General features: G+C 37.6%; 26 protein-coding genes. 19 read left to right on the top strand and 7 right to left on the bottom strand.

Annotated elements, in window-relative coordinates; translation table 11 throughout:
• Positions 1 to 473: 473 nt before the first annotated feature.
• Positions 474 to 1,952 carry a methyl-accepting chemotaxis protein gene (locus ABC228_RS06960; RefSeq protein WP_345824384.1) on the bottom strand — a complete coding sequence of 493 codons (1,479 nt, stop codon included), beginning with the start codon at positions 1,950 to 1,952 and terminating at the stop codon, positions 474 to 476.
• 305 nt (positions 1,953 to 2,257) lie between these two features.
• Between ABC228_RS06960 and ABC228_RS06965 the strand changes: the two genes are divergently transcribed.
• From ABC228_RS06965 to ABC228_RS06975, 3 genes are read left to right on the top strand one after another with little or no spacing between them, the layout of a single operon-like run.
• Positions 2,258 to 2,833 (top strand): bifunctional transcriptional activator/DNA repair enzyme AdaA, encoded by a 576-nt coding sequence (locus ABC228_RS06965; protein WP_345824385.1) that lies wholly within the window; start codon positions 2,258 to 2,260, stop codon positions 2,831 to 2,833.
• Positions 2,830 to 3,741 (top strand): DNA-3-methyladenine glycosylase family protein, encoded by a 912-nt coding sequence (locus tag ABC228_RS06970; RefSeq protein WP_345824386.1) that lies wholly within the window; start codon positions 2,830 to 2,832, stop codon positions 3,739 to 3,741. The genes ABC228_RS06965 and ABC228_RS06970 overlap by 4 nt, the downstream gene beginning before the upstream one ends.
• Positions 3,731 to 4,222 carry a methylated-DNA--[protein]-cysteine S-methyltransferase gene (locus ABC228_RS06975; RefSeq protein WP_345824387.1) on the top strand — a complete coding sequence of 164 codons (492 nt, stop codon included), beginning with the start codon at positions 3,731 to 3,733 and terminating at the stop codon, positions 4,220 to 4,222. Before ABC228_RS06970 ends, ABC228_RS06975 begins: the two co-directional genes overlap by 11 nt.
• A 20-nt stretch (positions 4,223 to 4,242) precedes the next feature.
• Here ABC228_RS06975 and ABC228_RS06980 read toward each other — a convergent pair whose 3' ends face one another.
• Positions 4,243 to 5,073 carry a GNAT family N-acetyltransferase gene (locus tag ABC228_RS06980; RefSeq protein WP_345824388.1) on the bottom strand — a complete coding sequence of 277 codons (831 nt, stop codon included), beginning with the start codon at positions 5,071 to 5,073 and terminating at the stop codon, positions 4,243 to 4,245.
• Between the two features lie 302 nt (positions 5,074 to 5,375).
• Here ABC228_RS06980 and ABC228_RS06985 point away from each other — a divergent pair, with 302 nt between their 5' ends.
• The 4 genes from ABC228_RS06985 to ABC228_RS07000 all read left to right on the top strand — a co-directional run bounded on the left by ABC228_RS06985 (position 5,376) and on the right by ABC228_RS07000 (position 9,105).
• Positions 5,376 to 6,023 carry a hypothetical protein gene (locus tag ABC228_RS06985; protein ID WP_345824389.1) on the top strand — a complete coding sequence of 216 codons (648 nt, stop codon included), beginning with the start codon at positions 5,376 to 5,378 and terminating at the stop codon, positions 6,021 to 6,023.
• A gap of 137 nt (positions 6,024 to 6,160) precedes the next feature.
• Positions 6,161 to 7,036, top strand: coding sequence for a hypothetical protein (locus ABC228_RS06990; protein ID WP_345824390.1), 876 nt, complete (start codon positions 6,161 to 6,163; stop codon positions 7,034 to 7,036).
• 270 nt (positions 7,037 to 7,306) lie between these two features.
• Complete coding sequence (locus ABC228_RS06995) at positions 7,307 to 8,809, top strand: malate:quinone oxidoreductase (RefSeq protein ID WP_345824391.1); 1,503 nt, start codon at positions 7,307 to 7,309, stop codon at positions 8,807 to 8,809.
• Positions 8,810 to 8,955: 146 nt separating this feature from the next.
• Complete coding sequence (locus ABC228_RS07000; protein WP_345824392.1) at positions 8,956 to 9,105, top strand: hypothetical protein; 150 nt, start codon at positions 8,956 to 8,958, stop codon at positions 9,103 to 9,105.
• Positions 9,106 to 9,169: 64 nt separating this feature from the next.
• Here the strand turns inward: ABC228_RS07000 and ABC228_RS07005 are convergent, their stop codons facing one another.
• Positions 9,170 to 10,165 carry a LysM peptidoglycan-binding domain-containing protein gene (locus ABC228_RS07005; RefSeq protein ID WP_345824393.1) on the bottom strand — a complete coding sequence of 332 codons (996 nt, stop codon included), beginning with the start codon at positions 10,163 to 10,165 and terminating at the stop codon, positions 9,170 to 9,172.
• 274 nt (positions 10,166 to 10,439) lie between these two features.
• Between ABC228_RS07005 and ABC228_RS07010 the strand changes: the two genes are divergently transcribed.
• Positions 10,440 to 11,966: a GGDEF domain-containing protein gene (locus tag ABC228_RS07010; RefSeq protein WP_345824394.1), complete on the top strand. Its 1,527-nt coding sequence runs from the start codon at positions 10,440 to 10,442 to the stop codon at positions 11,964 to 11,966.
• Complete coding sequence (locus ABC228_RS07015; protein ID WP_345824395.1) at positions 11,963 to 12,481, top strand: hypothetical protein; 519 nt, start codon at positions 11,963 to 11,965, stop codon at positions 12,479 to 12,481. The genes ABC228_RS07010 and ABC228_RS07015 overlap by 4 nt, the downstream gene beginning before the upstream one ends.
• Before the next feature lie 94 nt (positions 12,482 to 12,575).
• Here ABC228_RS07015 and ABC228_RS07020 read toward each other — a convergent pair whose 3' ends face one another.
• Positions 12,576 to 13,418, bottom strand: a complete 843-nt coding sequence (locus ABC228_RS07020) for an aldo/keto reductase (RefSeq protein ID WP_345824396.1) — start codon at positions 13,416 to 13,418, stop codon at positions 12,576 to 12,578.
• 177 nt (positions 13,419 to 13,595) lie between these two features.
• Between ABC228_RS07020 and ABC228_RS07025 the strand changes: the two genes are divergently transcribed.
• From ABC228_RS07025 to ABC228_RS07050, 6 genes are all read left to right on the top strand, one after another.
• A complete protein-coding gene (locus tag ABC228_RS07025) occupies positions 13,596 to 14,537 on the top strand; it encodes an aminoglycoside phosphotransferase family protein (protein ID WP_345824397.1) in 942 nt (313 codons plus the stop codon).
• Positions 14,538 to 14,617: 80 nt separating this feature from the next.
• Entirely contained in the window at positions 14,618 to 15,124 is a 507-nt protein-coding gene (locus ABC228_RS07030; RefSeq protein WP_345824398.1) for a DUF4178 domain-containing protein, read from the top strand.
• Positions 15,125 to 15,144: 20 nt separating this feature from the next.
• On the top strand, positions 15,145 to 15,816 hold the full coding sequence (locus ABC228_RS07035) for a PspA/IM30 family protein (protein WP_345824399.1): 672 nt from the start codon (positions 15,145 to 15,147) through the stop codon (positions 15,814 to 15,816).
• A gap of 126 nt (positions 15,817 to 15,942) precedes the next feature.
• Complete coding sequence (locus ABC228_RS07040) at positions 15,943 to 16,539, top strand: DUF4247 domain-containing protein (RefSeq protein ID WP_345824400.1); 597 nt, start codon at positions 15,943 to 15,945, stop codon at positions 16,537 to 16,539.
• Positions 16,540 to 16,557: 18 nt separating this feature from the next.
• Positions 16,558 to 16,953: a DUF350 domain-containing protein gene (locus tag ABC228_RS07045; RefSeq protein WP_345824401.1), complete on the top strand. Its 396-nt coding sequence runs from the start codon at positions 16,558 to 16,560 to the stop codon at positions 16,951 to 16,953.
• Positions 16,954 to 16,980: 27 nt separating this feature from the next.
• The gene (locus ABC228_RS07050; protein WP_345824840.1) at positions 16,981 to 18,528 is read left to right on the top strand and encodes a polyamine aminopropyltransferase; all 1,548 of its coding nucleotides are present in this window, start codon (positions 16,981 to 16,983) and stop codon (positions 18,526 to 18,528) included.
• 57 nt (positions 18,529 to 18,585) lie between these two features.
• Here the strand turns inward: ABC228_RS07050 and ABC228_RS07055 are convergent, their stop codons facing one another.
• Entirely contained in the window at positions 18,586 to 19,344 is a 759-nt protein-coding gene (locus tag ABC228_RS07055; protein ID WP_345824402.1) for an SDR family oxidoreductase, read from the bottom strand.
• Between the two features lie 146 nt (positions 19,345 to 19,490).
• Between ABC228_RS07055 and ABC228_RS07060 the strand changes: the two genes are divergently transcribed.
• Positions 19,491 to 20,057 carry a TetR/AcrR family transcriptional regulator gene (locus tag ABC228_RS07060; protein WP_345824403.1) on the top strand — a complete coding sequence of 189 codons (567 nt, stop codon included), beginning with the start codon at positions 19,491 to 19,493 and terminating at the stop codon, positions 20,055 to 20,057.
• 65 nt (positions 20,058 to 20,122) lie between these two features.
• Here the strand turns inward: ABC228_RS07060 and ABC228_RS07065 are convergent, their stop codons facing one another.
• Entirely contained in the window at positions 20,123 to 20,965 is an 843-nt protein-coding gene (locus ABC228_RS07065; RefSeq protein ID WP_345824404.1) for an aldo/keto reductase, read from the bottom strand.
• 17 nt (positions 20,966 to 20,982) lie between these two features.
• Positions 20,983 to 22,164: an MFS transporter gene (locus tag ABC228_RS07070; protein WP_345824405.1), complete on the bottom strand. Its 1,182-nt coding sequence runs from the start codon at positions 22,162 to 22,164 to the stop codon at positions 20,983 to 20,985.
• A gap of 196 nt (positions 22,165 to 22,360) precedes the next feature.
• On the opposite strand from ABC228_RS07070, the gene ABC228_RS07075 reads away from it, so the two are divergent.
• The 3 genes from ABC228_RS07075 (at position 22,361) to ABC228_RS07085 (ending at position 25,740) form a co-directional block, all read left to right on the top strand.
• Positions 22,361 to 22,729 carry a winged helix-turn-helix transcriptional regulator gene (locus tag ABC228_RS07075; RefSeq protein ID WP_345824841.1) on the top strand — a complete coding sequence of 123 codons (369 nt, stop codon included), beginning with the start codon at positions 22,361 to 22,363 and terminating at the stop codon, positions 22,727 to 22,729.
• A 131-nt stretch (positions 22,730 to 22,860) separates the two neighbouring features.
• Positions 22,861 to 23,865, top strand: a complete 1,005-nt coding sequence (locus ABC228_RS07080; protein ID WP_345824406.1) for a hypothetical protein — start codon at positions 22,861 to 22,863, stop codon at positions 23,863 to 23,865.
• A gap of 171 nt (positions 23,866 to 24,036) precedes the next feature.
• The gene (locus tag ABC228_RS07085; protein ID WP_345824407.1) at positions 24,037 to 25,740 is read left to right on the top strand and encodes a methyl-accepting chemotaxis protein; all 1,704 of its coding nucleotides are present in this window, start codon (positions 24,037 to 24,039) and stop codon (positions 25,738 to 25,740) included.
• Positions 25,741 to 25,746 lie beyond the last annotated feature (6 nt).

The raw sequence follows: 25,746 nt of genomic DNA on the forward strand, positions 1-25,746 counted from the left end.
ATACTAACATAATATTCCAACTATAATATTAGAAATTTCACATAAGAATAAGGTGACCTTTTTTGAACACCTTTTTAAAGTTTTGAACCTTTTTACATAACCAAGCCGATTGCCGTAAATGTAATGTATAGTAATGTAAGTTTGATAACAGTTGCAAAAAGAGTTTAATTTTCTCCATTTTTCCTAGAAAGGATGAATCCCAACTAGCGTATAGCAACTTCACTCAATAAAATGAAAAACACCTCTTGAACTACGATTCAAGGGGGTGTTTCTCACTGTTCATTACACTTTCGAAAGCAACTAGAGTATTTTTTTTATACAATCTCCTCAAATGCAGACATTCCTAGAAAGTTATGTGCTTGTTGATTAGTCAATAGCTCACTCACATTACCCTGACTATCCATTTAAGAGAATAATACCAATAAAAAAAGGCTAACCAGAAAGTCAGATTTAACTAACTTTCTGGAGGCCCATTACTTACTCTTTAGGAGACTTGTTTCTAGCTCTTTTAAATTATTTAAGACGTCTTCATTACTTTCTAAGCAATTGTCTAGTGAGGTTGTGACTTGTTCTAGTGATGCACTCGATTCCTCACTAAATGCTGCTAGTTCTTCTGTTGCACCACTTACAGTTTTATTCAAGTCATGAATGGATTTCATTAAGTTATCAATTGTAACAGAAAGTTCGTCTAGTTGAATAACACCAGTATTAATCTCTTTGAATGAATTCTTGGTGCCTTCCGTCATTTCGTAGCTCTCTACCATACGTTCTGCAACTTTAACCATTTTATTGCGCGTACCGTCTGATTGCGTTGAAAATGCAGTTAATTGCTCAGAGATTTTTTCAGCAGAATCACTAGACATCTCCGCAAGATTACGAATTTCATCAGCAACGACAGCAAACCCTTTTCCATGCTCACCTGCTCGAGCTGCTTCAATGCTAGCATTTAAAGATAATAGGTTTGTCTGGTTCGCAATTTCTTTGATGGTGTTACTGATTTGATGTGTTTCGTTAAGATTCGTGATTAATAAGCTGATTTCTTCGGACATGCCATCAACATCTTTTTTGAAATCTTCAATGATGGTGGCTAACGAAACAATTTGATCGTGACCTGATTCAGATAGCTTCTTGGTGTTAAGGGAAGCATCGGTTAGGGTTTTTACAGTTGTATCCATCTCATCTAACATGGTATTCATGCTAGTTACCGATTCATTAATATTCTGTGTTGAATCAGCCTGGGAACTTGCTCCAGTTGAGATTTCCTGGAATGTAGCACTCATTTCTCTGAATGCAATATTACTTTGTTCACTATTTTGCGTGATGCTTTCCATTTTTTCTGTAACCGTTGAAATAAGCGCTTGTAACGCTTCCTTTTGCTTTTCCTGATCTTTGTAGAACGACTCTGCTTCGGATCTAGAAGTTTCAATCTGCTTCATCATATAATCGGAAACCTTTAATAGAGAGAAGGTAACAATCATGATTAGCGCATAATAGATTAAATAGGTTATCTCTGAGCCTTCTTTAGCACTAAAAATCTCTGATTGGAAGAACATCATATAACCAATTAATAAAAGACCATACACATTAACAAAGATTGATAATTTCAGATTCATATAGATAAGCGTTAAAATTACAAGGTAAAATAGTGTAATAATATTGGTGGAATCTGGTGTTGTCAGCATGCTGTATGTAGTAGAAAGGGCTGTACCAATTATCGCGATATATTTAATTTGAAAAATCCATTTTCTGCTTACGTGTAAGATGAAGAACGGTACCCAAATAAGTAATTGAATTCCTACGATGATTAATGAGTCCAACGTAATACTTGAAGCGATTGCGGTCATCACTAGAAGGGTTACGATGGTTAACGTAATATTTACTGCGCTGTTTCGTTTTACCATATCTATTTCTTGTGGGCTAAGCTTTGAATCTAGTAGTTTTTTATTAAACATGATACGATTACCCCCTTGTATGAATTTTGTTACAATTCTACCTACTTCCATATTACTACAAGTTTCGACAAATGAATAGATTGCATTTTAATGAAAATATTGGAAAAATTAAAGCGGTATCAGGATATTTAGATAACTTCCCTTTTCTCCATAGACCATAAGAGCAAGAATGAGGTCGAAACAGGTGTAGATACCTTGTAAAATTAAGGGGTGTTCAATGGGGCAATGTTCGTTTAGATTTAGTTGGAATAAAGGATTAGGAAAGCATCCCGCGAAAACTGAAACTAGGAAGGGTGAGACCATAAATGGTAGCGAGTATTCATTTTACGTTTGAAGAAATGTGGGAAAAAATAATGGCATGTGACAGTAAATATGATGGAGTATTTTTTACGGCAGTAAAAACGACCAAAATCTATTGCCGACCTTCCTGTAGATCAAGAAAGCCAAAGAAAATAAACGTTGAATTCTTTCATGACATCGAAGAAGTAGAAAAAGCAGGCTATCGTGCTTGTAAGAGATGCCAGCCAGAGGCTGAATATTCGCCACAGATAGAGCTTGTTAGAAAGGTCATCGCCCTCTTAGTGAACCAATACAATCAGAAGTTAGTATTACACGATATAGCCACTAATGTAGGTGTAAGTCCCTATTATCTAGAGCGGTTGTTTAAGCAGGAGACTTCAGAAACCCCTCGTACCTATTTGGAAAAGGTTCGAATTGATAAAGCGGCCCATCTACTAAAAAACACCAATCGAACCAACCTTGAGATTTGTTATGAAGTTGGGTATCAAAGTCCTTCTAATTTTTATAAAGTGTTTCGTCGTATAAAAAATTGTTCGCCAAGTGAATATCGAAGGGTGATGAAAAAGGAGATGAAACAATGAAATGGGATGATCAAGGTTCATCTATTAAAATCTTTCCACCATTAGATTTCAACTTCCAAGAGTGTCTCGTGTTTTTAGCCAGGTCCGATCAAGAAATACTACATCATATAATGGGTGATTATCTCTACAAGTTGCTAAAAATTAATGGAGAATTCGTTTTATTAAAGATTGGAGAAAACGAGCAATCCATTCAAGTGGAATTTCCAATCAGAACTCCAGCACAAAGCATAAAGGAACAGGCAGCCGCCTACATTTGGAAATGGTTTGATTTGGATCAGGAGCTGGAAGGGTTCTATGATATGGCTAATAAGGATAAGCTTTTGAAGGATATTGTTCACAACCACTTTGGGTTACGTATCATTGGTATTCCTGAGTTATTTCAGGCGATGGCTTGGGCGATAATCGGTCAGCAAATCAATCTAACCTTTGCTTATACGTTAAAGAAGCGCTTTGTGGAGCAATATGGGGAGAGTCTTACCTATGAAGGGAACACCTTCTGGTTATTCCCTGAACCAGAAACAATTGCCAAAATAGATAAAGATGAATTATTGAAGCTTCAGTTTAGCAAACGAAAAGCAGAGTATGTGATTGGTGTTGCGAAAGCGATGGAGAGTGGACAGCTAACGAAGGAAGCATTGCTTCATCAGCAAGACTATCAGCAGGTGCATGATTCGTTAATGGCAATCAGAGGTGTGGGAGCATGGACGGCAGATTATGTCATGATGAAATGCTTACATTATCCCAATGCATTTCCAATAGCGGATGTCGGGCTTCACCAGGCAATAAAGCATCAATTAGGACTTGAACGGAAGCCGACAATAGCAGAAATAGAAGAGATGTCAATATATTGGGAAGGTTGGCAAGCATATGCTACCTTCTATCTATGGAGGTCCTTGTATGAGTGGTAGAATATATAAGCTAAATTACGAATCACCAATTGGCGTATTAGAAATAATGGGAACAGAAGATGTCATTTGCTCCATTATGTTCGCTGAGCAAGATCAGATAGTCAATCCGATCCAAGATGAAACGCCATTGGTTTTAAGACAATGCGCAGAACAACTTGATCAGTATTTTAATGGGAAGCGGTATGAATTTACATTTCCAATTGAACTTCAAGGGACAGAATTCCAAAAAACAGTATGGAACGCATTAAAGGGGATTCCTTATGCTGAAATAGGTTCTTATAAGGATATTGCGGTTTCCATAGGGAATGAAAAGGCCATTAGAGCTGTCGGGAGCGCAAATGGTAAAAATAGGTTGAGTATTGTAATCCCTTGCCATCGAATAATTGGCTCCAATGGAAAGTTAACCGGTTATGCAGGAGGTTTATGGAGAAAGGAATGGCTGTTAAACCACGAGAGGACGTATAAAAGGACTATAGATTAAAGTTCTATAGTCCAGCTAGTCTATTCCCTATGATACGTATAATAATCCTGCGAATGATAGCTTTGAAACCCACATGATTCATAAAGCTGTAACGCTCTTTTGTTCTTGGCTTCAACCTCTAAGAAGACGGAAAAGCCTTTTTCATGTTCCATTTTAACCACATTAGACAATGCGTTTCTTCCAATCCCTCTTCCACGAAGCTCTGGATAAACAGCAAATCCATAAATCCATGCCTCACCATCTGATTCGGATACCCGTATTTTTCCTGCAATATCTCCATCAACTTCAATTAAAAAAGTGCGATCATTATGTGTCTCCTTGATCATTTGATTCATCATTCGTACATCTTCTTCTGGAAGACCAAAACCCAGTACTTCAAGCTGTATGACAGCTTCTATGTCCTCCTTTGAACGTGCTGGACGAATGATGACAGTTGGATTTTCTGTCAAGGAAGTCTCCAACCATTTCATTTGGTATTCAGCGAATGAAAATTCACATGGAATCGATTTTAAAAATCCTTTTGCAGATGTAGAGCCTGTTGGAGCGTTTAATAAGATTGTTTCGACCGTTTGTTTATTCATTTCTTCTAAAGCCGATTGTAGCAGCTTCGTAAAAATACCTTTTCTCCGGTAATTTGGATGTACCATGCCACATAGCTCTACTTTACTGCCAAAACGGTAGCTTCCCAAAAAGCCTACAAGTCTCTCCTCCTCATAATGGAAAAAATCCTCCTTTAGACCTTCCGTTCGATTTTCAAGCATATCGAAATTCAACTTCAGGTCGAAACCATCCTCCTTCTCGCAAATTTCCTTTAATGTTTTGATTGCATGCAATTCTTTACCGCTTAACATGTTATCACCTCTGGTTAACGATTTGCTGTCTAATCCAGGCTGACTTGCTAATCATTATATCAGTTTTAGCGTGATAGTAAGGTCGAAATGTGGAATAGTCATATGGATATTGCGGTCGCTTGATTGGCGACTTAACGTTAGTAGTATACTTCTGTTTTAGCAGCACGGTTGTATCAAGAATTCTGGTAGCAAAAAGAATACATTTATTAGTTCGATGCTTCTTTATCTATTGCAATGAATTTATTATGGTAAAATCAATAGACAAAAACATATGAGAACATCATGGGATGCGAGGGAACGAAATGAGTCATTTAACATTAATTCTTTTGGTAGCAGGATTAGCAATTTTTATCATTTATATTTTCATCGTCTTATTGAATAAGAAGCGTGCGTTTGCACTTTCATCGGTGAGTTTACTCCTCATGAGTCTACTACTTGTAGCAGGGAGTTTGACGAATACATTGATGGAGATGAACCAATCAGAAAGCAGTATGGATAATCCTAATGAGAATGAAGGTATTAAGGAAGATGTAACGGATAACCAGAAAGAAGAGTCTACCAATCAAACAGAGCAGGTGGAAACAACTAACCAACAGGTAGAAACAACAGAAAAGCCTGTTAGCGATAACGAGATAGAACCCCAGAAGATTGCCAGGGAATTGGTCTTCCAAGAAATGGCAAAGCAAGAAGGGTTAAAAGACTGGGAGATTACTGAAAATAAGGTGACTTCGGATAAAGAGATTTATAATATATCAGACTATGATAAGCCTGAAGGGGATATGAGAATAGTATGGGTAACAGGAAATGTGAGAGGTACTACTGAGGACGGTGTAACCGGTAACGTGGGGTATGATCTTGAGCTCTATCAAATGCAGGGGGATACGACTTGGTATATTGGAAATCATTGGGGAGTGCTAATTGATTTAGAAGAAACAGAATACCAGTCATAACCTACCAAACAGGTTAAAAATAACTATCATAATCCATACAACGAAGGTATATTTTAAGTAAAAGTTAAATTTAGTTTGATTTACTCTTCTCGGTGAAAATTTGTTATCTGGAATAACTTGAAAGTAGGGGAGAAACATTGAGAAGCATAAAATATTGGCATATAGCTGTGCTAGTAGTTGTATTGATTAGTATTTGGTGGATTTCGACCAAGGTAGCAGATTCAAAGGACCCACTGAATAAAACAGATGCATATGTTTACGGTGATGAAAGCGCACTGTATTGGTTTGAGTTAAAAAGTCGAAATGGAAAAGTGGAAGGGAAGCTCTATCAACAAGAAATAATCGAAGAAATAGGTGGAGTACCGTTTTTGGAAGAAAGAACCTATCCAGTTACGGGGAAATTAACGGATAATGGGTATGAATTAACGGTAACCATTGACGGGGAAGTGATCACCTATGATTCCTGGATTTCAGGGAAGGATCTTTATGTACAAACACATGAGAAGAACAACAGACTCTTGTTTAAGGCTGTTAATAAAGAAGAGCTTGATGACTATATCGTAGCATTACAAGATAATCTCGAAAATGCAATCTACCATGCAGAGAAAAAGGAACAGGATCGGCTGAGGGAATTCTTTTCAGCGTTTAATCATGCTTATGGGTATCTGTATTCCGAGGAGGATGCGTCGTTTCAGCTGTTTTTAAAGGTGGATGAAGCGCTTCTTGAAGGGGAGGTAACAGGCTCTCTTCTTGTCATGGAAGAAACGGGTAACGAAAGTGATCCCTATCAGGAAACTACGTATGAACTGAACGGTATTACAGATGGGGTTATCTTAGAGTTGTATACGACTGTAGATGGAAAATCAACTAAGCTAGAAGGGGATTTTCATGAGTCTGCAGCTAGCTTCGAATTGTCATTTTGGGAGACAGACAAGAAGTTATTATTTCAAGTAGTAACAGAAGAAGAATTTAATCAGAAATACGAGGAATTTAAGCTGGAGGCAGCGAGATAGCATGTAGCAGGCTTAATGCCATAACTTCTGCGAGAAGCGGAGATATGGCTCTTTTTTGTATATTCTAGATTTCTAGAAATATTTCTCATTTTATTATCGACAATAATTAGTTTATAATTATAGAATAGTAGACTTTAATATTATCAATATTTCTAATAGATTATGGTATGATTATGATAAGCGTAAAAAGGTGCACTCCTCCATGGTAGATTGCTTACCTATGCAGGAGTGCTCTCAGTGTTTGGAATATTAGGGATGGGGTAGGATATCGTGAACAACACAAAGAGTAATACAGACGTAATTTTAATTGGTGCTGGAATCATGAGCGCAACATTGGGAGCTTTATTGAAGGAACTGGCACCGGAATGGGAGATTAAAGTATTTGAGAAACTCCCGCAGCCAGGAGAAGAAAGCTCGAATGAATGGAATAATGCTGGTACAGGTCATTCCGCGCTGTGCGAATTAAATTACACAACGGAAAAACCGGACGGAACACTTGATATTAGTAAAGCCATCAAAATAAATGAGCAATTTCAGCTTTCTAGACAATTTTGGTCTTTCCTAGTCAATAGCAATTTAATTTCAAACCCACAGGACTTTATCATGCCATTGCCTCATATGAGTTTAGTTCAGGGAGAAGATAATGTAGACTTTTTGAAGAAGCGTTTTGAAGCGTTATCCATAAACCCTTTATTCAAAGGGATGGAGTATTCGAAGGATCCTGAGAAGCTGAAGGAATGGATTCCGCTTATCATGGAAGACCGAAATACAAATGAACCGATAGCGGCAACGAAGATTGATTCTGGAACCGATGTAAACTTTGGTGCATTAACACGCATGCTATTTGACCACTTAACGAAACAAGATGTTGCGGTTAACTACAACCATAGTGTGAAGAACTTAAAACGTACGAAAGATGGAGCTTGGGAAGTAAAAGTTCGTAATATTGAAAGCGGTGTAACGGAAACCCATACTGCTAAATTTGTTTTTATCGGTGGTGGTGGCGGAAGTCTTCCATTGCTACAGAAAACAGGTATCCCAGAGTCTAAGCATATCGGCGGGTTTCCAGTTAGTGGTTTATTTATGGTATGTAACAATCCAGAAGTGGTAGCGCAGCATCAGGCAAAGGTGTACGGAAAAGCCAAGGTCGGTGCTCCTCCAATGTCTGTTCCACACCTTGATACTAGATATATCGACAACAAAAAAACATTGCTGTTTGGTCCGTTTGCTGGATTCACACCTAAGTTTCTTAAAACAGGATCATATCTTGACTTAATACGCTCAGTAAAACCAAATAATCTCTTTACCATGTTAGCAGCGGGTGTAAAGAACATGTCGCTGACAAAATATCTGATTCAGCAAGTACTGTTATCCAATGAAAAGCGCATGGTTGAATTACGTGAGTTTATTCCGAATGCTAAATTAGAGGATTGGGATGTTGTGGTAGCTGGTCAGCGTGTGCAAGTCATTAAGGATACGGAAGCCGGCGGAAAAGGAACCCTTCAATTTGGAACGGAAGTAGTTAGTGCGGATGACGGATCAATTGCAGCATTACTTGGCGCATCTCCAGGCGCTTCTACAGCCGTTCACGTTATGCTAGAAGTACTGGAAAAATGCTTCCCGCAACATATGAATAAGTGGGAACCAAAAATAAAAGCGATGATTCCATCCTATGGTCTGTCCCTTGTGGATAATCCAGAGCTATTCCATGAAATCCATGCTTCAACTGCAAAGACACTGGGTTTAAACGGAAATGAACAAACTGATAATTAATAGAAGCAAAAGCTGATTTTCTTACGATTAGAAAACCAGCTTTTTTCTTTTTATGATGTAATCTTGGGTATAACAGCCTATCTACTTTCCATCGTACATATTTTATACACAATCGGAAAAGCTATTGAAAAAAGGAGGGTATATCCATGAAAAAGTTCTTGTTAACCTTATTTCTAATTATCCCTATCTTTTCTTTAGCAGGTTGTGGAGATGATGAACTACCTGACGAAGGAGAAGACATCGAGGAAATTGAAGAAGAAGATGAAATTGGTGATGGCGAAATAAATGATGAGTGATTTATGTAGCAGTTAGTTTGAAGAGGCAGTTGTAGCGTTGTATACAACTGCCTCATGTTTATTTTTAGTTCATGTTGTTCTGGATTTCCTCCATTTTCGCTTTAATGAATGGATAGAAATACTTCCTCGCACTTTCCGTAGCGTTTCCACCAAAAAAACCAGTTCCTGGACATGATTTGACTTCATAGTCTTCCGCATGATCAAGTACTCTTTCCTTTGTTTTGTAATGCCACCAATGATGATAGGTGATACTATCAATGGAAGGTGTTAACCCAAATTTTAAACTAAGAAGAGCAGTTACATAGATAATGGTTTCTCGTTGCTCTTTTGTCATTTTGTCATGTCCAACATCAAAGTTGCCAACATTCTCAATTGCTATTCCATGCTTATTTGCCTTTGGACCAATTGATCCTTCTGGTGCACTGTCAAATGGTCTTGATACAGCTATTTTTCCATCGGGAAAGGTAGTGATATTTTGTGCAATATTACCCCATCCCATTTTATTGATATGATGGTTTTGCATGCTTTCTAATAGCGGAAAATGATTGGTTCCATGAAAATGCTTATAGGATGGCTGCCAAGTATGGTGCTGTTGAATTAAATGAATCTCTCTCGTAAACTGACCGTTTAATAACCAATCCTTAAATTCTTCCCTGCTCATTAGAATATGCTGTCCTTGCATAGAGAATTGTTTCGGAATAATTTTTATCTGCTGTCCAGTAGCTAGGGAATCGGAAGAAAGGTTATTGTGCTTTTTAATGAGATTAGCAGTAGAATGATAAGCTACAGCAATGTTCGCTATCGTTTCCCCTTCCGAAACAGTATGTATGATTGGAACCCATAATTTTTGTCCTTCTAGTAAAGCACTCGATTGTAGCCCATTCATTAATGTAAGATCGGAAGTGGAAATATCATACTGCTTGGCAATGCTTGGTAAGGTATCACCAGCCTTAACCAAATAAAGATTAGCTGGTGTCGTTTCATCTGCTATCGCAGGGGGTAAAGCTAATAGGAGGATTGCAAGTAAAGATGTAATCATCAATGAAATAGCAGATTTCATTTCATTCGCTTCCCTTCATCATGATGGATAAATCAGTATGTGCTTCTTCCATTATTCTTGTGTCTATTTTTATTCTTATGCACCAATTAATATAGAACTTTCCAAATGGCTACCTATCACTTATTTACAGCGTTCAACAAGTTTTGTACAGTGTATGTCATAAGGGATTGGTAACTAGGTAAAAAGACTTATGTTTGGATGTTATTGAAAGAACATGCGTAGTAATTGTGGTAAAATAGAACTATAATATCGTCAAAGTGAGGAGTGATTGTAGATGGTTCTAGAGAATATTCTAGTCCTGGCGATCACATTTATAATAGTAGTTATCGCTACCTTTATACGCTTTAAAGGAAGCGAATTGTTTAATAAATGGGTATTGGTAATAGCAAGTTTTCTTGTTATTGAAATTTATGGATTACTGATAGGCTCCCTTTATTTTGGTTGGGCAGCATTACTATTTATCGGAATGACCGTAATATGCTTTGGATTAGTAGGAGGTCTTCTTAGTTCTGCTCTAATATCGTTACAATTGCAGTTATATCAGAATGAAAGCGCCATCTATTTATTTGTAAGTTTTCTTGTGTTCGCAATTAGTTTGTTCTTCATCAGCAAAGGCATTCGAAGCATTAAATTCGAAAGTGATCGAAGACTATCTAGCTTACTCCATAATTCTAAACAGCTTAATGTGTTTCGAGAGGTTAGCTTATCCATGCAGCAAACCCTGCATTTAGAAAAACTGCTACAAACCATTCTTACCTCGGTAACAGCTGGCCATGGCTTAGGGTTTAATCGCGCTATGATATTGCTGATGGAAGATGAGGGCAAGAAGTTAAGAGGTAAGATGGGAACGGGTCCAATGACAGTAGAAGAAGGGTTTGCAACTTGGGAAGAAATATCAAGAAAGAAATACGAGCTAAAGGAGCTAATCCAGATAAAAGAAACGGAGGAGGCAACTGACCGGAACTTAAATGACCGAATTAAACGACTAGAGATATCGTTAGATCAATCTAGCTTTCTATTAAAAGCATTAGATAGTGGGACTCCTCTACATATAAAGGAATTTGACCAGCATGATAAAACTTTAATGGAATTCGTGCGAGAGTTTACCATAATAGAAATGGCCGTGTTTCCATTAATCAATCAAGGGAATAAAGTAGGCGTGCTTATTATTGATAATCCTGTTAATAAAAGACCCATTGCTGATTCCGATATTGACAGTGTCATTCCATTAGCCAACCAGGCTGCAATAGCAATACATCATGCACATCTATACAAGAAAATTGAAGATATGGCATTAAAAGATGGATTAACAGGACTTTTAAACCAAAGAGCCTTTGAATCAAAAATGGAAGAGTATTGCAGAACGGAATGCTCCGAACAATTTTCGCTTATGATGATCGACATCGATTCCTTTAAGCATTTTAATGACACAAATGGTCATTTACTTGGAAATCAGGTATTAACGCAAACAGCTAAGGTGATAAACGATACTTTAGCAGAAGGACAATTTGCCTTTCGATTTGGAGGGGAGGAATTTATTGTGCTCTTACCAAATTCCGATATCGAATATGCTTCCTTGCTAGCAGAAAAAATAAGGGAAAATGTAGAATTGACAAATTTCCCATGTGGTGAAACTCAACCTTTAGGAAGGCTAACGGTGAGTATTGGTGCCGCATCAAATGCGGTAAGGAATTCGATTCAAGTGCAGGAACTGTTAGATACAGCTGATAAGGCTCTCTATGAGGCCAAGCGAACAGGAAGGAATAGAGTAGTGATTGATAAAGGAGTACGGTTATCATGACTGGATTAACAGTTATTTGCATGCTAGTAATCTTTGTGGCAGTTATGGTGCTAAGTAGTAGATTTTTCTATAACCTAGAGTTGAAGTCTTATACGAAAAAAATAAGTAAAGTACTTCAATTGGATATCTTGGAGCTGTCCTATTCGTTTGATCAGATGGTATATTTCATATCCTTGCCTAGCAATCTAGCAGTTATTAGTAATGCGAGAAAAGAAGATGTTTTCATTAAATGTGAGTATACGTCATTTTATTTACCGGAGCTAGTAGGAATAAGAATTTACATCCAGTCGCAACAGGAAGACATATTGCTGGCGTATCTACCAATAAAGGATTTCAGGCTACCTAAATTGGATTCATTACTGGAGCAGGGAAGTATAAACGAAGCGGAGTACTTAAAGATAAGTATGAATAAGCTAATCCACCCAGCAACCTTAACGGAAATTACAGAAGAGGTTTATAAGCAACTTCAGGTAGGAAAAAGTGAAATGTACATGGGGACAAAAGGCGGCTTATAGTCTTAAAAGAAAATTTGTAGATAAATGATTCTAGTAAAATAAGTAAGCTGTCCCTCTATTACAGAAGGACAGCTTTTATCTATATTATATTAACTTAAAACTCCTCATAAACAGCAGGATCTTGATCGTGAAGTCGTCCGTCTGGGCGGGTTAAATTCGAAATGGTCTCCATGTCCGCAGCATTTAATGCGAAATCAAAGATTGAGATATTTTCAAGCTGTCTTTGTGGGGATGCAGATTTTGGAATCGATACTGCCCCTAATTGATAATGCCATCGCAATATAACTTGTGAAATTGTTTTGTTATGCTTGTCAGCGATGTTTTTAATCGTTTCATTTTGAAAGACATCATATGCTCGAGCTAATGGACTCCAAGACTCTGTCACAATATTATTTTCTTCATGCCATTTTCTTTGTGGTTCTTGGTTAAAGAAAGGATGTAGTTCAACCTGGTTCATACTTGGTCTTACACCAGTTTCTTTTTCCAGTCGTTCAAGATGTTCCGGTAAGAAGTTACATACACCAATTGAGCGAATGAATCCCCATTTTTTAGCATCAATTAATGCTTGCCATGCCTCTACATAAAGATCTTGTTTCGGATTTGGCCAATGAATAAGGTAAACATCATAATAATCTAAGTTCGCACGATACAAGGATTCTTGTATGGTTTTTACCGCTTTATCATATTGCTGATAGCGACCAGGTAGCTTAGATGTAATGCGTAATTCCTGTCGTGGAACAGAGCTTCGACGAACAGCCTCACCTATTGTTCCTTCGTTTTCGTAATTGTAGGCAGAATCAATTAGACGATAGCCTAAATCAATGGCACTCGTAATAGCATTCACGCCCTCATTACCATTTAATTTATATGTACCTAAGCCGATTGCTGGTACTGTAACGCCATCATTTAAAGTAACCTCTGGAATTGCTTTATTCATTATGACACTCTCCCTTCCTTTAAAGAGTACCACTATTAAGAATTTAAATTCAATTATATGGATTTGACGATTATGATGACGAAATAGAAATGTAAACAAATACTTTACCAATCACATGTGTAAGCCGTACTATATAGATAAGGTCTAAATATTCCAAAAATACCGGAGGAGCCTGAAATGGTTAATGCCAAAGAATGGATCGTTGATGAAATTGAAAAATCAGGGAGAAAAATTAATGGACACATGGAGCAAATAAAAACCTCTGATTTCTGCCATATCCAAAAAGTACCTACTTCTGATGGCGATCTTTATTTTAAAGCGACTAATGCAGCTGCATCTCATGAAGGTGCATTGAGTGCATATTTAGGTAGAAGGTATCCTGGCAAAACCGTCAACGTTATGGCAAGGGATCATTCAAAAGGCTGGTTTCTTATGGAAGATATAGGAGGGGAAGCCCTTCGTAACATTAAAGATAAACAGCTTTGGAAGCGGGCACTGCAAGAATATGCGGAGTTACAGGTTTCGGAGCTTAATCATGTAGAGGAGCTACTTGGAATCGGTGTCCCAGACCGCAGAATGTCCGTACTAAAGGAAGAGATAAAACAACACCTTGCGGATATGTGCAAGACAGGACTATCGAAAGCTGAAACGGAGAAGGTTATCGAACTTCTGCCTGAACTTGTAGAAATGTGTGATGCGCTCGATGCCATCCTACCAGCTTCTATTGAGCACGGGGATTTGCATACCAATAATATTAGACTCGTAAAGGATAGGATTGTATTTTTTGATTGGGGAGATGCATCTGTTTCCCATCCTTTTTTTAGCACAAGAATATTTTGGCATGCTTTAGATGACTTGATAGCAGATGAGTCTATGTGGCTTGGGATAGTAAATGATTTTCGACCTTACTACTTAGAGCCTTGGACAATATACGCATCTATGAGAGAATTAGAGAAAGCCCTACAAATTTCGGATCAACTGGCTTGTGTACAACGTGCACTAAGCTGGCATGTCTATTTAACACCCAGCCGAGAACATAAAGCGGAGTCCTATAACCGCCCTTCTCAATGGCTGCAATTATTACTCGAGCACCGGAATCTTGTGGGGAAACATGGATAAATACAAATAAAATGAAACTTATTTCCGTTTTATCCGTATGAATAATGAATAACGAATACGCTGCTATAAGAGGTGTTTCAATGGGTATATTTAAGAAACTATTTAAACAAAAAGAAGAAACCCGAGAGGTAAAAGAGAGAACGGTTCTTTCCATTGAAGTAGGCGATATTGTTACGTATAACCTGGAGGATTATCAGGTAGTTAGCAAATTAACCTATAACGATCATGGCTTTGAATGGATTGCTTATCAGCTCACGAGCACGAATAAATCAATTTGGTTAAGTGCTGAAATGGACGATGAGCTGTATGTAGGGATCTATGAGAAGGTTCCGCTAAAGCTACAGGATCCGCTGCCAAAAAGTATGACGTATGAGAATCGCGAGTACTTTTTAGATGAGTCAGGTGTAGCCCGCGTGCATGGTGAAGGAAGAGGGAAGAACCTTCATAACATGGAATGTCAGTATTATGATTATGCGGATGATGAGGAAGAGCATTTCTTATCAGTGGAAGTATGGGGTTCTGAAGTAGAAGTAAGCTATGGGTATGAGATTGAAGAATTTGAAATAAAAATTTTAGCAAGTAATTAAAAAACTAGGAGGAATGAAAAGTGTTTTCTTTTTTTAAACGAGTAAAAACAGTAGTAGGATCCGAATTAAATGCGATGTTAGATAAGGCGGAAGATCCGGTAAAAATGCTGGATCAATTCATGCGTGAAATGGAAGCGGATATACGGGATGCTGAAGCAGCCGTAGCGAAACAAATTGCGAATGAAAAAATGCTACAGAAGAAGTTTGAGGATGCCGAGAAAATGGTGCAGAAACGCCAAGAACAGGCTGTGAAGGCATTAGAAGCTGGAAATGAAGAGTTAGCTAGAAAAGCACTAGAGGACAAAAAAATCCATCAGTCAACAGCAGATTCCTTAAAAGCATCCTATGAAAGAGCAAAGCAAGATGCGGATTCCTTAAGAGTGAAGCTGGATGAAATGAAGAGTGAATATAATGAAATGAAGCTGAAGAAGGATGCATTAAAAGCACGTGCAGAGTCAGCTAAAACAAGAACGAAAATGAATCGTGCTATGTCAAGTATTGGTGGCGACGAAGGTAGAAAAGGCTTTGAACGTATGGAAGAAAAAGTATTGCGTTTTGAAGCGGAAGCAGAAACAAGTGAAGACCTTCGTTCATCAAGCCGTAGCTTAGATGATGAGCTAGATGCATTAGATGAAAAAGATGCGGTTGATGATGAGCTGGCTGCTTTGAAGAAAGAGCTTGGAAAGGAATAATCCCTTTCCGCTTTACATATAAACAATTGGAGAGGTATCAAGAAATACAGTCGTTCTGTATTTCTTGATTTCTCCATTTTTTTGAAAAATGAATACGTCATGTCGGAAAAGAAAGTGGGGGAATCTATGAAAAAACCACTTCTTGTCCTTATTCTCTCTGTTACTTTACTGCTGTCTGCATGCTCTTCGTCAAGTGGAGGATTGTTTAAAGATGGTGTGGTGGAATTTATCGATAGTGAATATCGGCTTTATGACACGGTAAACAGTGCAACGGATTCTGATAACTTCTCAGAGATTTACATCGCTGAAAATAAGAGCTTAACAGAAGTTGCATCAGACATTATTTCCTATCAACAGCCAAGTGAAGAGAGTGAATTAAAGGACGGAAAGCAGGTACTTGTGTATGATAATCTTTTTGTCATTTTAACCGAGGATGAAGAAAATCAGGATAATACGTACATAGAAGTAGCAAATGATAAATTTGTGAGAAACAATTATAATCCTAGTTTCTTCAATGGTTTATTTGTGCTTTGGGTACTAGATGATTTATTGGATGTAGATGACTGGTCCAAAAATCGAAATCTAAAGTGTCAAAAAGATCCTTCCTATTGCTATGGAGGTTATGGTACCTCTGGTGGAAGCTTTAAGGGGAAAAATTCAAAGCCTACCATTCGCAGTGGAAGCTCACCTGTTCGTGGCGGTGGCCCTGGTGCAGGTAAATAGAAAAAAGGAGGCGGTATTATGGAAGCTATTTTATTAACATTAATGTATTTTGGTTTAGCTATTTTAATTGTCATTATCGGGTTAGTAATCTTTGAATTCATGACGAACCAGTATAAGGATTGGGACGAAATTAAAAATGGGAATCAAGCTGTTGCCCTGTCTATTACGGGAAAAATTATTGGGATATGTATTGTTCTGGCATTTTCCATATACAATAGCGCACAATTAATGGACACATTAATCTGGGGAGCAGTTGGTGTGGTTCTTCAACTAATTGCCTATGTTTTGTTTGAGCTATTAACTAGAAAATTTTCGGTTCAGGCAGAGCTTAAAAAAGGAAATATTTCTGTTGGGATCATTAGCTTAGGAGTTTCCATTGGATTAGCTTTCGTTATCGGCGCATCGATTACGTGATTTTTTCGGCTAGAAGGGATTTAAGTGATGAAAGATAATCTAAAGAAAACAAATGCGATCTACTGGTCATCGGGGATCGTATCAATTTGTGGAATTATATATGAAGTATTATTTGGAGCTGCAGGTTCTTACATTTTGGGAGATGGGATTAAGCAATATACACTTACCATTTCCCTTTTTCTTACCGGTATGGGAATTGGCGCCTACTTGAGTGAGAAGGTAACCAAAAATTTAATTGCATCCTTTGCCTGGATTGAAATGCTGATTGCCCTTATCGGTGGATTTTCTATTTTCCTTTTATTTGGCGTTACCGCCTTTTTAAGTGATGGCACGGATGCCCTGTTTCTCTATTTTGTAACGCTATTAGTCGGGTGTTTAACAGGTGTAGAGCTGCCGATATTAATTCGTAAGGCCAATGAGATTGGTGAACAGCTAAATCGAAGTACAGCAAGGGTTCTATTTTCAGATTATGCTGGTGGGTTAATCGGGGGGCTCTTGTTTGCGTTTATTCTACGTCCACAATTGGGGCTGGTGAAGACGGCATTTGTGGTTGCTTTCATTAATGCTTGTGTAGCACTTTGGCTAATATTCTATTTTAAGGATGAGCTTAAACGAGTAAACTTACATCGTTCTGCAGGAATATTGATTATTTTACTCCTTGCTGGTGGGGTAGCGTTTGGTGAGGAGATGGCGTTTTCTTTTGAGCAGAAGCTGTACCGTGACCCGATTGTCTATAACGAGCAAACCCAATACCAGCAAATCATTCTGACGAAGGAACAAGGTGATTTAAGGCTATTTCTAGATGGTCAGCTTCAATTCAGTTCAGCAGATGAATACCGATACCATGAAACACTGGTCCATCCTGCGATGGCACAGAGCAATAATCGGAAAAACGTGTTGATTTTGGGTGGTGGAGATGGACTAGCTGCACGAGAGCTACTCAAGTATGATGATGTAGAATCGATTACACTGGTTGATCTTGATCCGAAGGTGGTGGAGATGGCTAAAACGAATCATGATCTAGCAGAATTGAACAACCACTCCCTACTGGATGATCGCGTGAATGTGATTCATCAGGATGCATTTAAGTTCTTAGAAGAAACGTCTGACTTTTATGGTGTCATTTTAGTAGATTTGCCTGATCCTAATAATGAAACATTAAATAAGCTGTATACATTAGAATTTTATCAGCTAATTCGAAACCACCTACAGCCAGGTGGAAGTGTTATGATTCAAGCAACTAGCCCAACGTTTGCCACAGAAGTATATTGGGGCATTAATAAAACTGTCCAAGAGACAGGGCTAGAGACCTCGAATCTTCATGTGGATATTCCAAGCTTTGGGGATTGGGGATTTGTGTTAGCCAAGCGGGAGCCGATTGAATGGGATAATATCAATATTTCCGTTCAGACTAGCTTCTTAACCGAAGAGGTATTACATGGATTACGTACCTTTGGCAAGGATATCGATGAACATATCGTAAATGAGAAAGGTGAGCAGGTTGAACTCACCGTTAATACGTTGATCAATCCAATATTAATACAAAAATATCTAGAAGCATGGCAGCATTATTAATAAGTAACAAAAATAAGACCACTTCATAATTGTGGTCTTATTTTTGTACAATATTTTTTAGTAAGCGGTCCAGCCGCCATCTATTGCTACAACTTGTCCATTAACAAAGCTTGATTCATCAGAACCTAAGAAAATAGCTAATTGTGCAATTTCCTCTGGTTGTCCAGCACGAGGATTAATAGATAGGCCTAGTGACTGACGACCAGCGCCAAATTCGCTAACATTTGTCATAGTAGCGCTAATGTTTGTGATGACTGCACCTGGTGCAATACCATTACAACGGATGTTGCTGTTTGCGTACATAAATGCTGTGTTTTTCGTTAAACCTACAACCGCATGTTTGGAAGCGGTGTAAGCAGCGCCAGCACGAGCACCGTATAATCCGCCTGCAGAAATATTATTGACGATTGTTCCATGTCCTTGTTCTAGGAATAGATTTACAGCGATACGCATGGTTTTCATGACAGCTGTTGTGTTGACAGCAAATAGCTTCTCCCAACGTTCATCTGATAGTTCGCCAACAGGCTCCATTCCATCCATGATACCTGCATTATTTACTAGAATATCTAATTTGCCATAAGCCTTCTTTGTTTCTTCAAATAATAGATTGACATCTTCCTCAGAAGCTACATTTGTTTTTAAAGCAATTGCATCTCCGCCAGCAGATTTAATTCCGTCAGCGACAGTTTGTGCACCTTCTAGGTTTAAGTCAGAAACAACTACCTTTGCACCTTCGTTAGCGTATCCTTCTGCTATTGCTTTCCCCATGCCTGAAGCGGCACCAGTTACGATTGCTACCTTACCTTCTAATCGCATACCAAACAGCCTCCTTATTTTTTATTGTACAGTTGTTCAATAAAAATTATAATATAGGTATGACAAGGCTTACAATAAGCAAAAAACCAGGTTTTGTTCAGTAATTAACAGATTGATAAAGATGTGTTGAATAAGAGGTGAAAAAAATGACTCGTACAGATTTACGAATTGTAAAAACGAAAGAAGCATTACATGCTGCATTATTAGATTTGTTAAATGATAAAGTTTTAGAGGATATTACGATCTCGGAAATTTGCAGAAAGGCTAAGGTAAATCGTGGAACCTTTTATTTGCATTATAGTCAGATAGAAGATTTGTTTGAAGAGTATTTTAAAGAAATAACGGCAGATTTAGCACGTTCCTATCAAGAGCCCTATCGTCATGTTTCGGTGTTAAAACCAAGTGAGTTAGATCCATCCACGATACAAATTTTTCATCATATTGAAAAGTACAAACCCTTTTACAAAATTATTTTTTCAAAAAAGGTCCCCATGATGTACTATTATTTACTATTTGAGGAAATTAAGAGTCTATTATTGCATGACAAAATCGCTTCTATTGAGGAAGAAATTAACCACGATCTATATAGTGCCTATCAGGCAAATGCCATTATTGGGATGATTCTGGAATGGTATCGGCAGGACTTTTCCTACAATGTCAGTTATTTAAATAATCAGCTTGTAAAATATATTAACTTAAAGGCAGATTTGTAATGAAGGTCATCTAGAAAATGGAAAGAGGGACTTCTACTTACGAAGCCCCTCTTTCCATTGCAAAATTAAAAGTCAAAATTATCAGGATCTGGACCAACCCGGTGATTTTGGTTTAACGCATCAATGATAGCCATATCTTCCTTTGATAGCTCAAAGTCAAAAACAGATGCGTTTTCGATGATTCGATGCGCTTTCGTAGATTTTGGAATGGTGACAATACCATTTTGTAAATCCCATCTAATAATAATCTGTGCAACGCTCCGATTATACTTAGCAGCAATCTCCTGTAACACGGGATTCTCGAATAATTGACCTTGCATTAATGGTGACCAAGCCTCGAGTTGAATCTCGTGCTCAAGACAGAATTCCATAAGCTCCTTCTGGGTTAAACGTGGGTGGCATTCCACTTGATTGACCATTGGTTTAATCTCTGCGTCCTTCATTAACGTTTCCAGATGATGAACCTGAAAATTGCTTACGCCAATTGCTCGGACCTTTCCTTGTTTATAAAGGGTTTCAAGTGCTTTCCAGGCATCCATATATTTTTCTTCAACAGGCCAGTGGATCAAGTATAGATCCAAATAATCAAGCCCAAGCTTGTTAAGGCTAGCTTCAAACGCGGCAATTGTTGATTCATAGCCAAGGTCAGCATTCCATACCTTTGATGTGACAAATAATTCCTCTCTCGTAATACCTGCTTCATGCAGTCCTTCCTGTATGGCTTGTCCAACACCACTTTCATTTTCATAGATGGCTGCCGTATCAATGCTTCGGTATCCGTGTTTAATGGCAACTTTAACGGCGTGAACAAGCTCGGGACCTTCCTCTACCTTAAATACACCAATTCCAAGCCAAGGCATTTTTACTCCGTTATGCAATGTTGTTGTATCTTGTAAACTAGTAATCATGATAACTTTCCTCCAAATTATTTATTGTTTTTCTCTAACTTTGTACTCCATCCTGCTAATAAAGCAGCAATGAGTACCATAATGGCTCCGACCCATGAAGTGTGAATTAGTCCAACTGAATCGGTTATTACTCCTCCAAAATAGGAGCCGATTGCAATGCCAGCATTAAATGCTGCAATATTTATCGCAGATGCTACATCTACAGCGGTTGGAACAAATCGTTCTGCCAGTATAACTACATACACCTGTAATCCTGGTACATTCATAAATGCCATCAAGCCCATGAGAATAATTGTTATTAGCCCAATGACTTTAAATGGTGCTGTGAAGTGTAAGATAAATAGGATTAATGCCTGAACGATAAACATATAGAATAATGCTTGAATAGGATTGTGATTGGATAGCTTTCCACCTATCATATTTCCAATAGCAATTGCTATACCGTAAACAAGTAATATGAGAGCGACTGTTTCTTCCTGAAAACCTGTAATGGTTTGTAATAAAGGTGTTAAGTAGGTAAAGACCACAAAAGTCCCACCATACCCTAAAGCTGTAATCAGGAATAAAAGTAATAGGCGTCCATTGGAAATTAACTTAAATTGGTCTTTAAATGAAATTTTATTTCCTTTACGTAAATCTCCCGGTACAAGAATGCTATTGGCAATTAGTGCAAAGACACCAACAACGACAATAATGATAAAGGCCATTCTCCAACCAAATTGCTGCCCAATAAACGTCCCGAAAGGAACTCCAGTTACGGTAGCTACTGTAAGCCCAGTAAACATAATAGAAATGGCACTAGCACGGCGGTTTTCTGGCACCAATTCTGCCGCTATTGTTGAGCCTATGGACATAAATACACCATGTGAAAAGGCAGCTACTACACGTGCTAGGAGCAATACCTCGATGCTAGTTGCCCCTGCTGCAATACTGTTGCCAATAATAAAGGTAATCATAATCCATATTAATAGTGCTTTCCGTGACATCGCGGATGAAAGAGAAGTTAGAATGGGTGCGCCAAAAGTTACTCCTAACGCGTATACCGAAACGGTTAAACCTGCTGTTGTAACGGATATCTCTAGATCATCGGCTATTAACGGTAATAATCCAACACTTATAAATTCTGTTGTACCAATAGCAAATGTACTTACTGCTAAAGCAAGAAGTGCTAATGTACTTCTTTTCTTGTTGACTGACATGCTTTTCCTCCTTTATAAAACATGGTATATGGGATTATGGGGAACTATATAGTTCAATAAATGCTATTACTTTCAACCGGCAAATGTTATTATGGTGCATAGAGGAAAAAATGAAAAGTACGCACTTTAAAGTAATATAGGCACTAAAAAGTAATATAGGTACTTTTTGGTGCCCTTGATTGGGAGGACAATCATGATGAAAGAAAAGAAATACAATATATCCGTTGAAGCAACATTGGAGGTTATAGGTGGAAAGTGGAAATGTGTTATCCTTTGCCACTTAAATCACGGCAAGAAACGGACTAGCGAGTTGAAACGTCTGATGCCTACTATTACGCAAAAGATGTTAACACAACAATTGCGGGAATTAGAGGAAGATGGTGTAATCAATCGAATTGTTCATAATCAAGTTCCACCAAAAGTGGAATATGAGCTAAGTGACTATGGAACGAGTCTGCAGGGGATTTTGGATTCGCTTTGTGCTTGGGGAGAGAAACACATTGTCAAGGTATATGGTGATACTTCTGTTTTAGAGGAAAACGACTTAAATAAACATTTAAATTAAGTAGCCAATTAAACTACTTGCATTAGGGCATCTCTTTATGATGTCCTTTTTTATCCTCTCCAAAAACAAGACAATATTTGCTATAGTAATAGAGCAGATTATTTTGACATCATAGATTAGGAGAGGGAAGTATGAGTGCTTTTGAAAGGGGATTTCTGGCAGGGTGGTTTTTTGGAGGCGATGGCGGGGGTAATCGTCGCCCAAGTGGAGATTCATCAGGATTTCTAGGAATCATTATCGGTATTTTATTTTTACTTGTATTAATAGTTACGCTGGTCGAGTTAATATTCCAATTTATATCGAATATAATTGTTGGACTAGGTGGATTTTTGTTTAAGATATATGAAACATTACCTGAATTGGCACATTATATTCTGTATCCAGCTACATTCGATTTGTTTCATGGATTAGGTGAAGGAAAACCATTTATTAAATTACTATTAATGATTGTAGCAGTTGTAATAATTTATTTTTTGTCTACGCAAATTTATAAAATACTACCGTCGAGAATAAACACAGTCATCCAAGTGTTTTTACTTATACATTTTATGTTGCTTGTTGTTCGCGTTATCTATTACATTGTCATATCGGTTACAGCTCTATTTTTTGGATATGATGAGCTTCAAGTAAAGTATGAAGCAGATTTTGTAGGTGAGGATGTTGTCCAGATAAGCACAGATGAGAATGTACGGGATAATTTTGTTGACTTCTCTGAATCGAAATGGTGGTGGTTTGATGAGAGAATTCACGACTCAGATGGTCGTTCCTACACGAAATATATTCTATTCCGTAACGGATATGAAGTCACGTACACGATGGACCCAATCCAAAAAGGAGAGGCTACATGGACCTATATTGAGATTCCTCTAGATAATAACTATCTATTTTTTGATGCAAAGGCTGGAATTATAGAGGATTTTAAGGATTCTAGTGCAGAAACAACCTTTATATTCAGACTAGATGATATGCAGGAGGATTTACATACAGTGGTGTTATCAAAAGGAATAGAACCAATTGATATCCATTTAAATGTAGCAGGTGCCCAAAGCCTTAAAATCTGGGTAACAACTACTCAGCTTGAGGAGAGAAAGATAGAGGTCGCATTGTTTGACCCGATTCTTTATAGAGAAAGATAACATGATACATGGTGATGAAATGCTTAGATAATGAAAATCTAAGCATTTTTGTATGTATTTTCCAGTAAAATTTTTCGCTTTATAGTTCTATTTGCATGGTATAATTTACTCATATTTCTACAAGTTTCGACAAAAGTCGAACTAATTAATTTATGAGGGTAGGTATGTGAAATGAAATTTACCATAGGGAAGAAAATAGTGTTTTCATTTGTTTTAGTTATTATTCTAATGGTTGTATTGGTCATAACCGGGATTAATAGCATGAGTACAATTAGTAAAAAAACGGAAGAAATAAATACATTATGGCTAAAAGGTATTCAAGACATAGATCAAATTAATTACTTAACGGAAAATGTCTCCGCTTTAGAGTTAGAATATTTATTGGTTACAACGGAACAAGAAATGGCTGCACTTGAATTACGCATGAATGGTGCGCTAGAAGAGATAGATAACGAAATAGAGTCTTATAGACAATCAGTAGCATCTGAAAAAGAACTGAAACTCCTTGAAGAATTAGTGCATGAATGGAATAACTATCTTGGAATTCATGATCGAATTATCACATCAGGGAGAACGAATAACCTTGACGAAGCTAGAAACTTAATTCGCGAAAGTAATAAACTTTATGAAGCAATTCAAATTAATATTGATGAGTTAGTTCAGTTAAATAAAGACGGTGGAAATCAAGCGGTTCAAGAAAGTGAGAGTATCTACAACAATGGTAAACTTATTAGCATTATTCTTTCAGTTGTAGCCGTAATTGTTGTAGTGATAGTGAGTTATTATTTAATCCTTTCTATATCAAAACCATTAATAAAATTAAAAAATGCTGCTGTTATGATTGCGGATGGAGACTTAACTGCAAAAGAAATTAACGTAAAATCGAAAGATGAAGTTAAGGAGCTAGCAGAATCCTTTAATACAATGTCACGTAATCTTAAACAGTTAATCGGTCATACAACTGAAGTATCTAATAATGTGTATGCGCAATCTGAAGAGTTGTCCCAGTCAGCTTTAGAGGTTAACGAAGGAAATCGTCAAATAGCTTCTACAATGCAAGATTTATCAGGTGGTTCGGAATCTTTAGCAACAACCTCGTCCGATATTTCTGAAGGGATGAAAAACTTCACATCTATTATTCAAGAAGCAAGTGATAATGGGGAAGCATTAAAGAAATCTTCAGAAGAGGTATTGGCATTTACTACACAAGGACAACAACTTATGGATTCATCTATTAAGCAGATGAAGGATATTTATGAAGATGTTAAGGAATCTGTTGTGAAAGTAAAAGGATTAGAAAATCAGTCACAAGAGATTTCGAAACTGGTGTTAGTAATTAAGGACATTGCAGATCAAACAAATCTATTAGCATTAAATGCAGCTATTGAAGCAGCAAGAGCAGGTGAGCATGGAAGTGGCTTTGCGGTTGTTGCGAATGAAGTGCGTAAGTTAGCGGAGCAAGTAACAGCTTCCGTTACAGACATTAGTCGTATTGTGGAAGGGGTTCAAAGTGAATCTGTTGGAGTTGCAGCAGCACTACAGGAAAGCTATGAGCAGGTTGAAAAAGGTTCAGATCAAATTAAGGTTACCGGAGAGACTTTTAATCATATTAACCAAGCAGTTAACCAAATTGAGCAACAGATTAAAGGTATTTCTGATAACCTCAATGGAATCACAGAAACAAGCCAAAAAATTAGTCTATCGATTGATGAAATTGCTGCGATTGCAGAGGAGTCCTCTGCAGGTGTCGAACAAACATCAGCATCTGTTCAGCAATCTTCCAGTGCAATGGATGAGATAGCTGGAAATGCGGAAGCTTTAACAGAGTTAGCAGAATCCTTAAACAACACAATCCGAAAGTTTAAAGTGGAATAGCCTTTC

The sequence above is a fragment of the Ornithinibacillus xuwenensis genome (genome assembly GCF_039614845.1).
GTDB lineage: Bacteria > Bacillota > Bacilli > Bacillales > Amphibacillaceae > Ornithinibacillus > Ornithinibacillus xuwenensis.

Bases quoted from the DNA above. Each gene is read 5' to 3' on its own strand.
- ABC228_RS06980 (WP_345824388.1), bottom strand. From the start codon at position 5,073: ATGTTAAGCGGTAAAGAATTGCATGCAATCAAAACATTAAAGGAAATT.
- ABC228_RS07015 (WP_345824395.1), top strand. From the start codon at position 11,963: ATGACTGGATTAACAGTTATTTGCATGCTAGTAATCTTTGTGGCAGTT.
- ABC228_RS07025 (WP_345824397.1), top strand. From the start codon at position 13,596: ATGGTTAATGCCAAAGAATGGATCGTTGATGAAATTGAAAAATCAGGG.
- ABC228_RS07000 (WP_345824392.1), top strand. From the start codon at position 8,956: ATGAAAAAGTTCTTGTTAACCTTATTTCTAATTATCCCTATCTTTTCT.
- ABC228_RS06965 (WP_345824385.1), top strand. From the start codon at position 2,258: ATGGTAGCGAGTATTCATTTTACGTTTGAAGAAATGTGGGAAAAAATA.
- ABC228_RS07045 (WP_345824401.1), top strand. From the start codon at position 16,558: ATGGAAGCTATTTTATTAACATTAATGTATTTTGGTTTAGCTATTTTA.
- ABC228_RS07075 (WP_345824841.1), top strand. From the start codon at position 22,361: ATGAAAGAAAAGAAATACAATATATCCGTTGAAGCAACATTGGAGGTT.
- ABC228_RS07065 (WP_345824404.1), bottom strand. From the start codon at position 20,965: ATGATTACTAGTTTACAAGATACAACAACATTGCATAACGGAGTAAAA.
- ABC228_RS07085 (WP_345824407.1), top strand. From the start codon at position 24,037: ATGAAATTTACCATAGGGAAGAAAATAGTGTTTTCATTTGTTTTAGTT.
- ABC228_RS07030 (WP_345824398.1), top strand. From the start codon at position 14,618: ATGGGTATATTTAAGAAACTATTTAAACAAAAAGAAGAAACCCGAGAG.
- ABC228_RS07005 (WP_345824393.1), bottom strand. From the start codon at position 10,165: ATGAAATCTGCTATTTCATTGATGATTACATCTTTACTTGCAATCCTC.
- ABC228_RS06960 (WP_345824384.1), bottom strand. From the start codon at position 1,952: ATGTTTAATAAAAAACTACTAGATTCAAAGCTTAGCCCACAAGAAATA.
- ABC228_RS07050 (WP_345824840.1), top strand. From the start codon at position 16,981: ATGAAAGATAATCTAAAGAAAACAAATGCGATCTACTGGTCATCGGGG.
- ABC228_RS07040 (WP_345824400.1), top strand. From the start codon at position 15,943: ATGAAAAAACCACTTCTTGTCCTTATTCTCTCTGTTACTTTACTGCTG.
- ABC228_RS07055 (WP_345824402.1), bottom strand. From the start codon at position 19,344: ATGCGATTAGAAGGTAAGGTAGCAATCGTAACTGGTGCCGCTTCAGGC.
- ABC228_RS07060 (WP_345824403.1), top strand. From the start codon at position 19,491: ATGACTCGTACAGATTTACGAATTGTAAAAACGAAAGAAGCATTACAT.
- ABC228_RS07010 (WP_345824394.1), top strand. From the start codon at position 10,440: ATGGTTCTAGAGAATATTCTAGTCCTGGCGATCACATTTATAATAGTA.
- ABC228_RS06975 (WP_345824387.1), top strand. From the start codon at position 3,731: ATGAGTGGTAGAATATATAAGCTAAATTACGAATCACCAATTGGCGTA.
- ABC228_RS07020 (WP_345824396.1), bottom strand. From the start codon at position 13,418: ATGAATAAAGCAATTCCAGAGGTTACTTTAAATGATGGCGTTACAGTA.
- ABC228_RS07070 (WP_345824405.1), bottom strand. From the start codon at position 22,164: ATGTCAGTCAACAAGAAAAGAAGTACATTAGCACTTCTTGCTTTAGCA.
- ABC228_RS06985 (WP_345824389.1), top strand. From the start codon at position 5,376: ATGAGTCATTTAACATTAATTCTTTTGGTAGCAGGATTAGCAATTTTT.
- ABC228_RS06970 (WP_345824386.1), top strand. From the start codon at position 2,830: ATGAAATGGGATGATCAAGGTTCATCTATTAAAATCTTTCCACCATTA.
- ABC228_RS07080 (WP_345824406.1), top strand. From the start codon at position 22,861: ATGAGTGCTTTTGAAAGGGGATTTCTGGCAGGGTGGTTTTTTGGAGGC.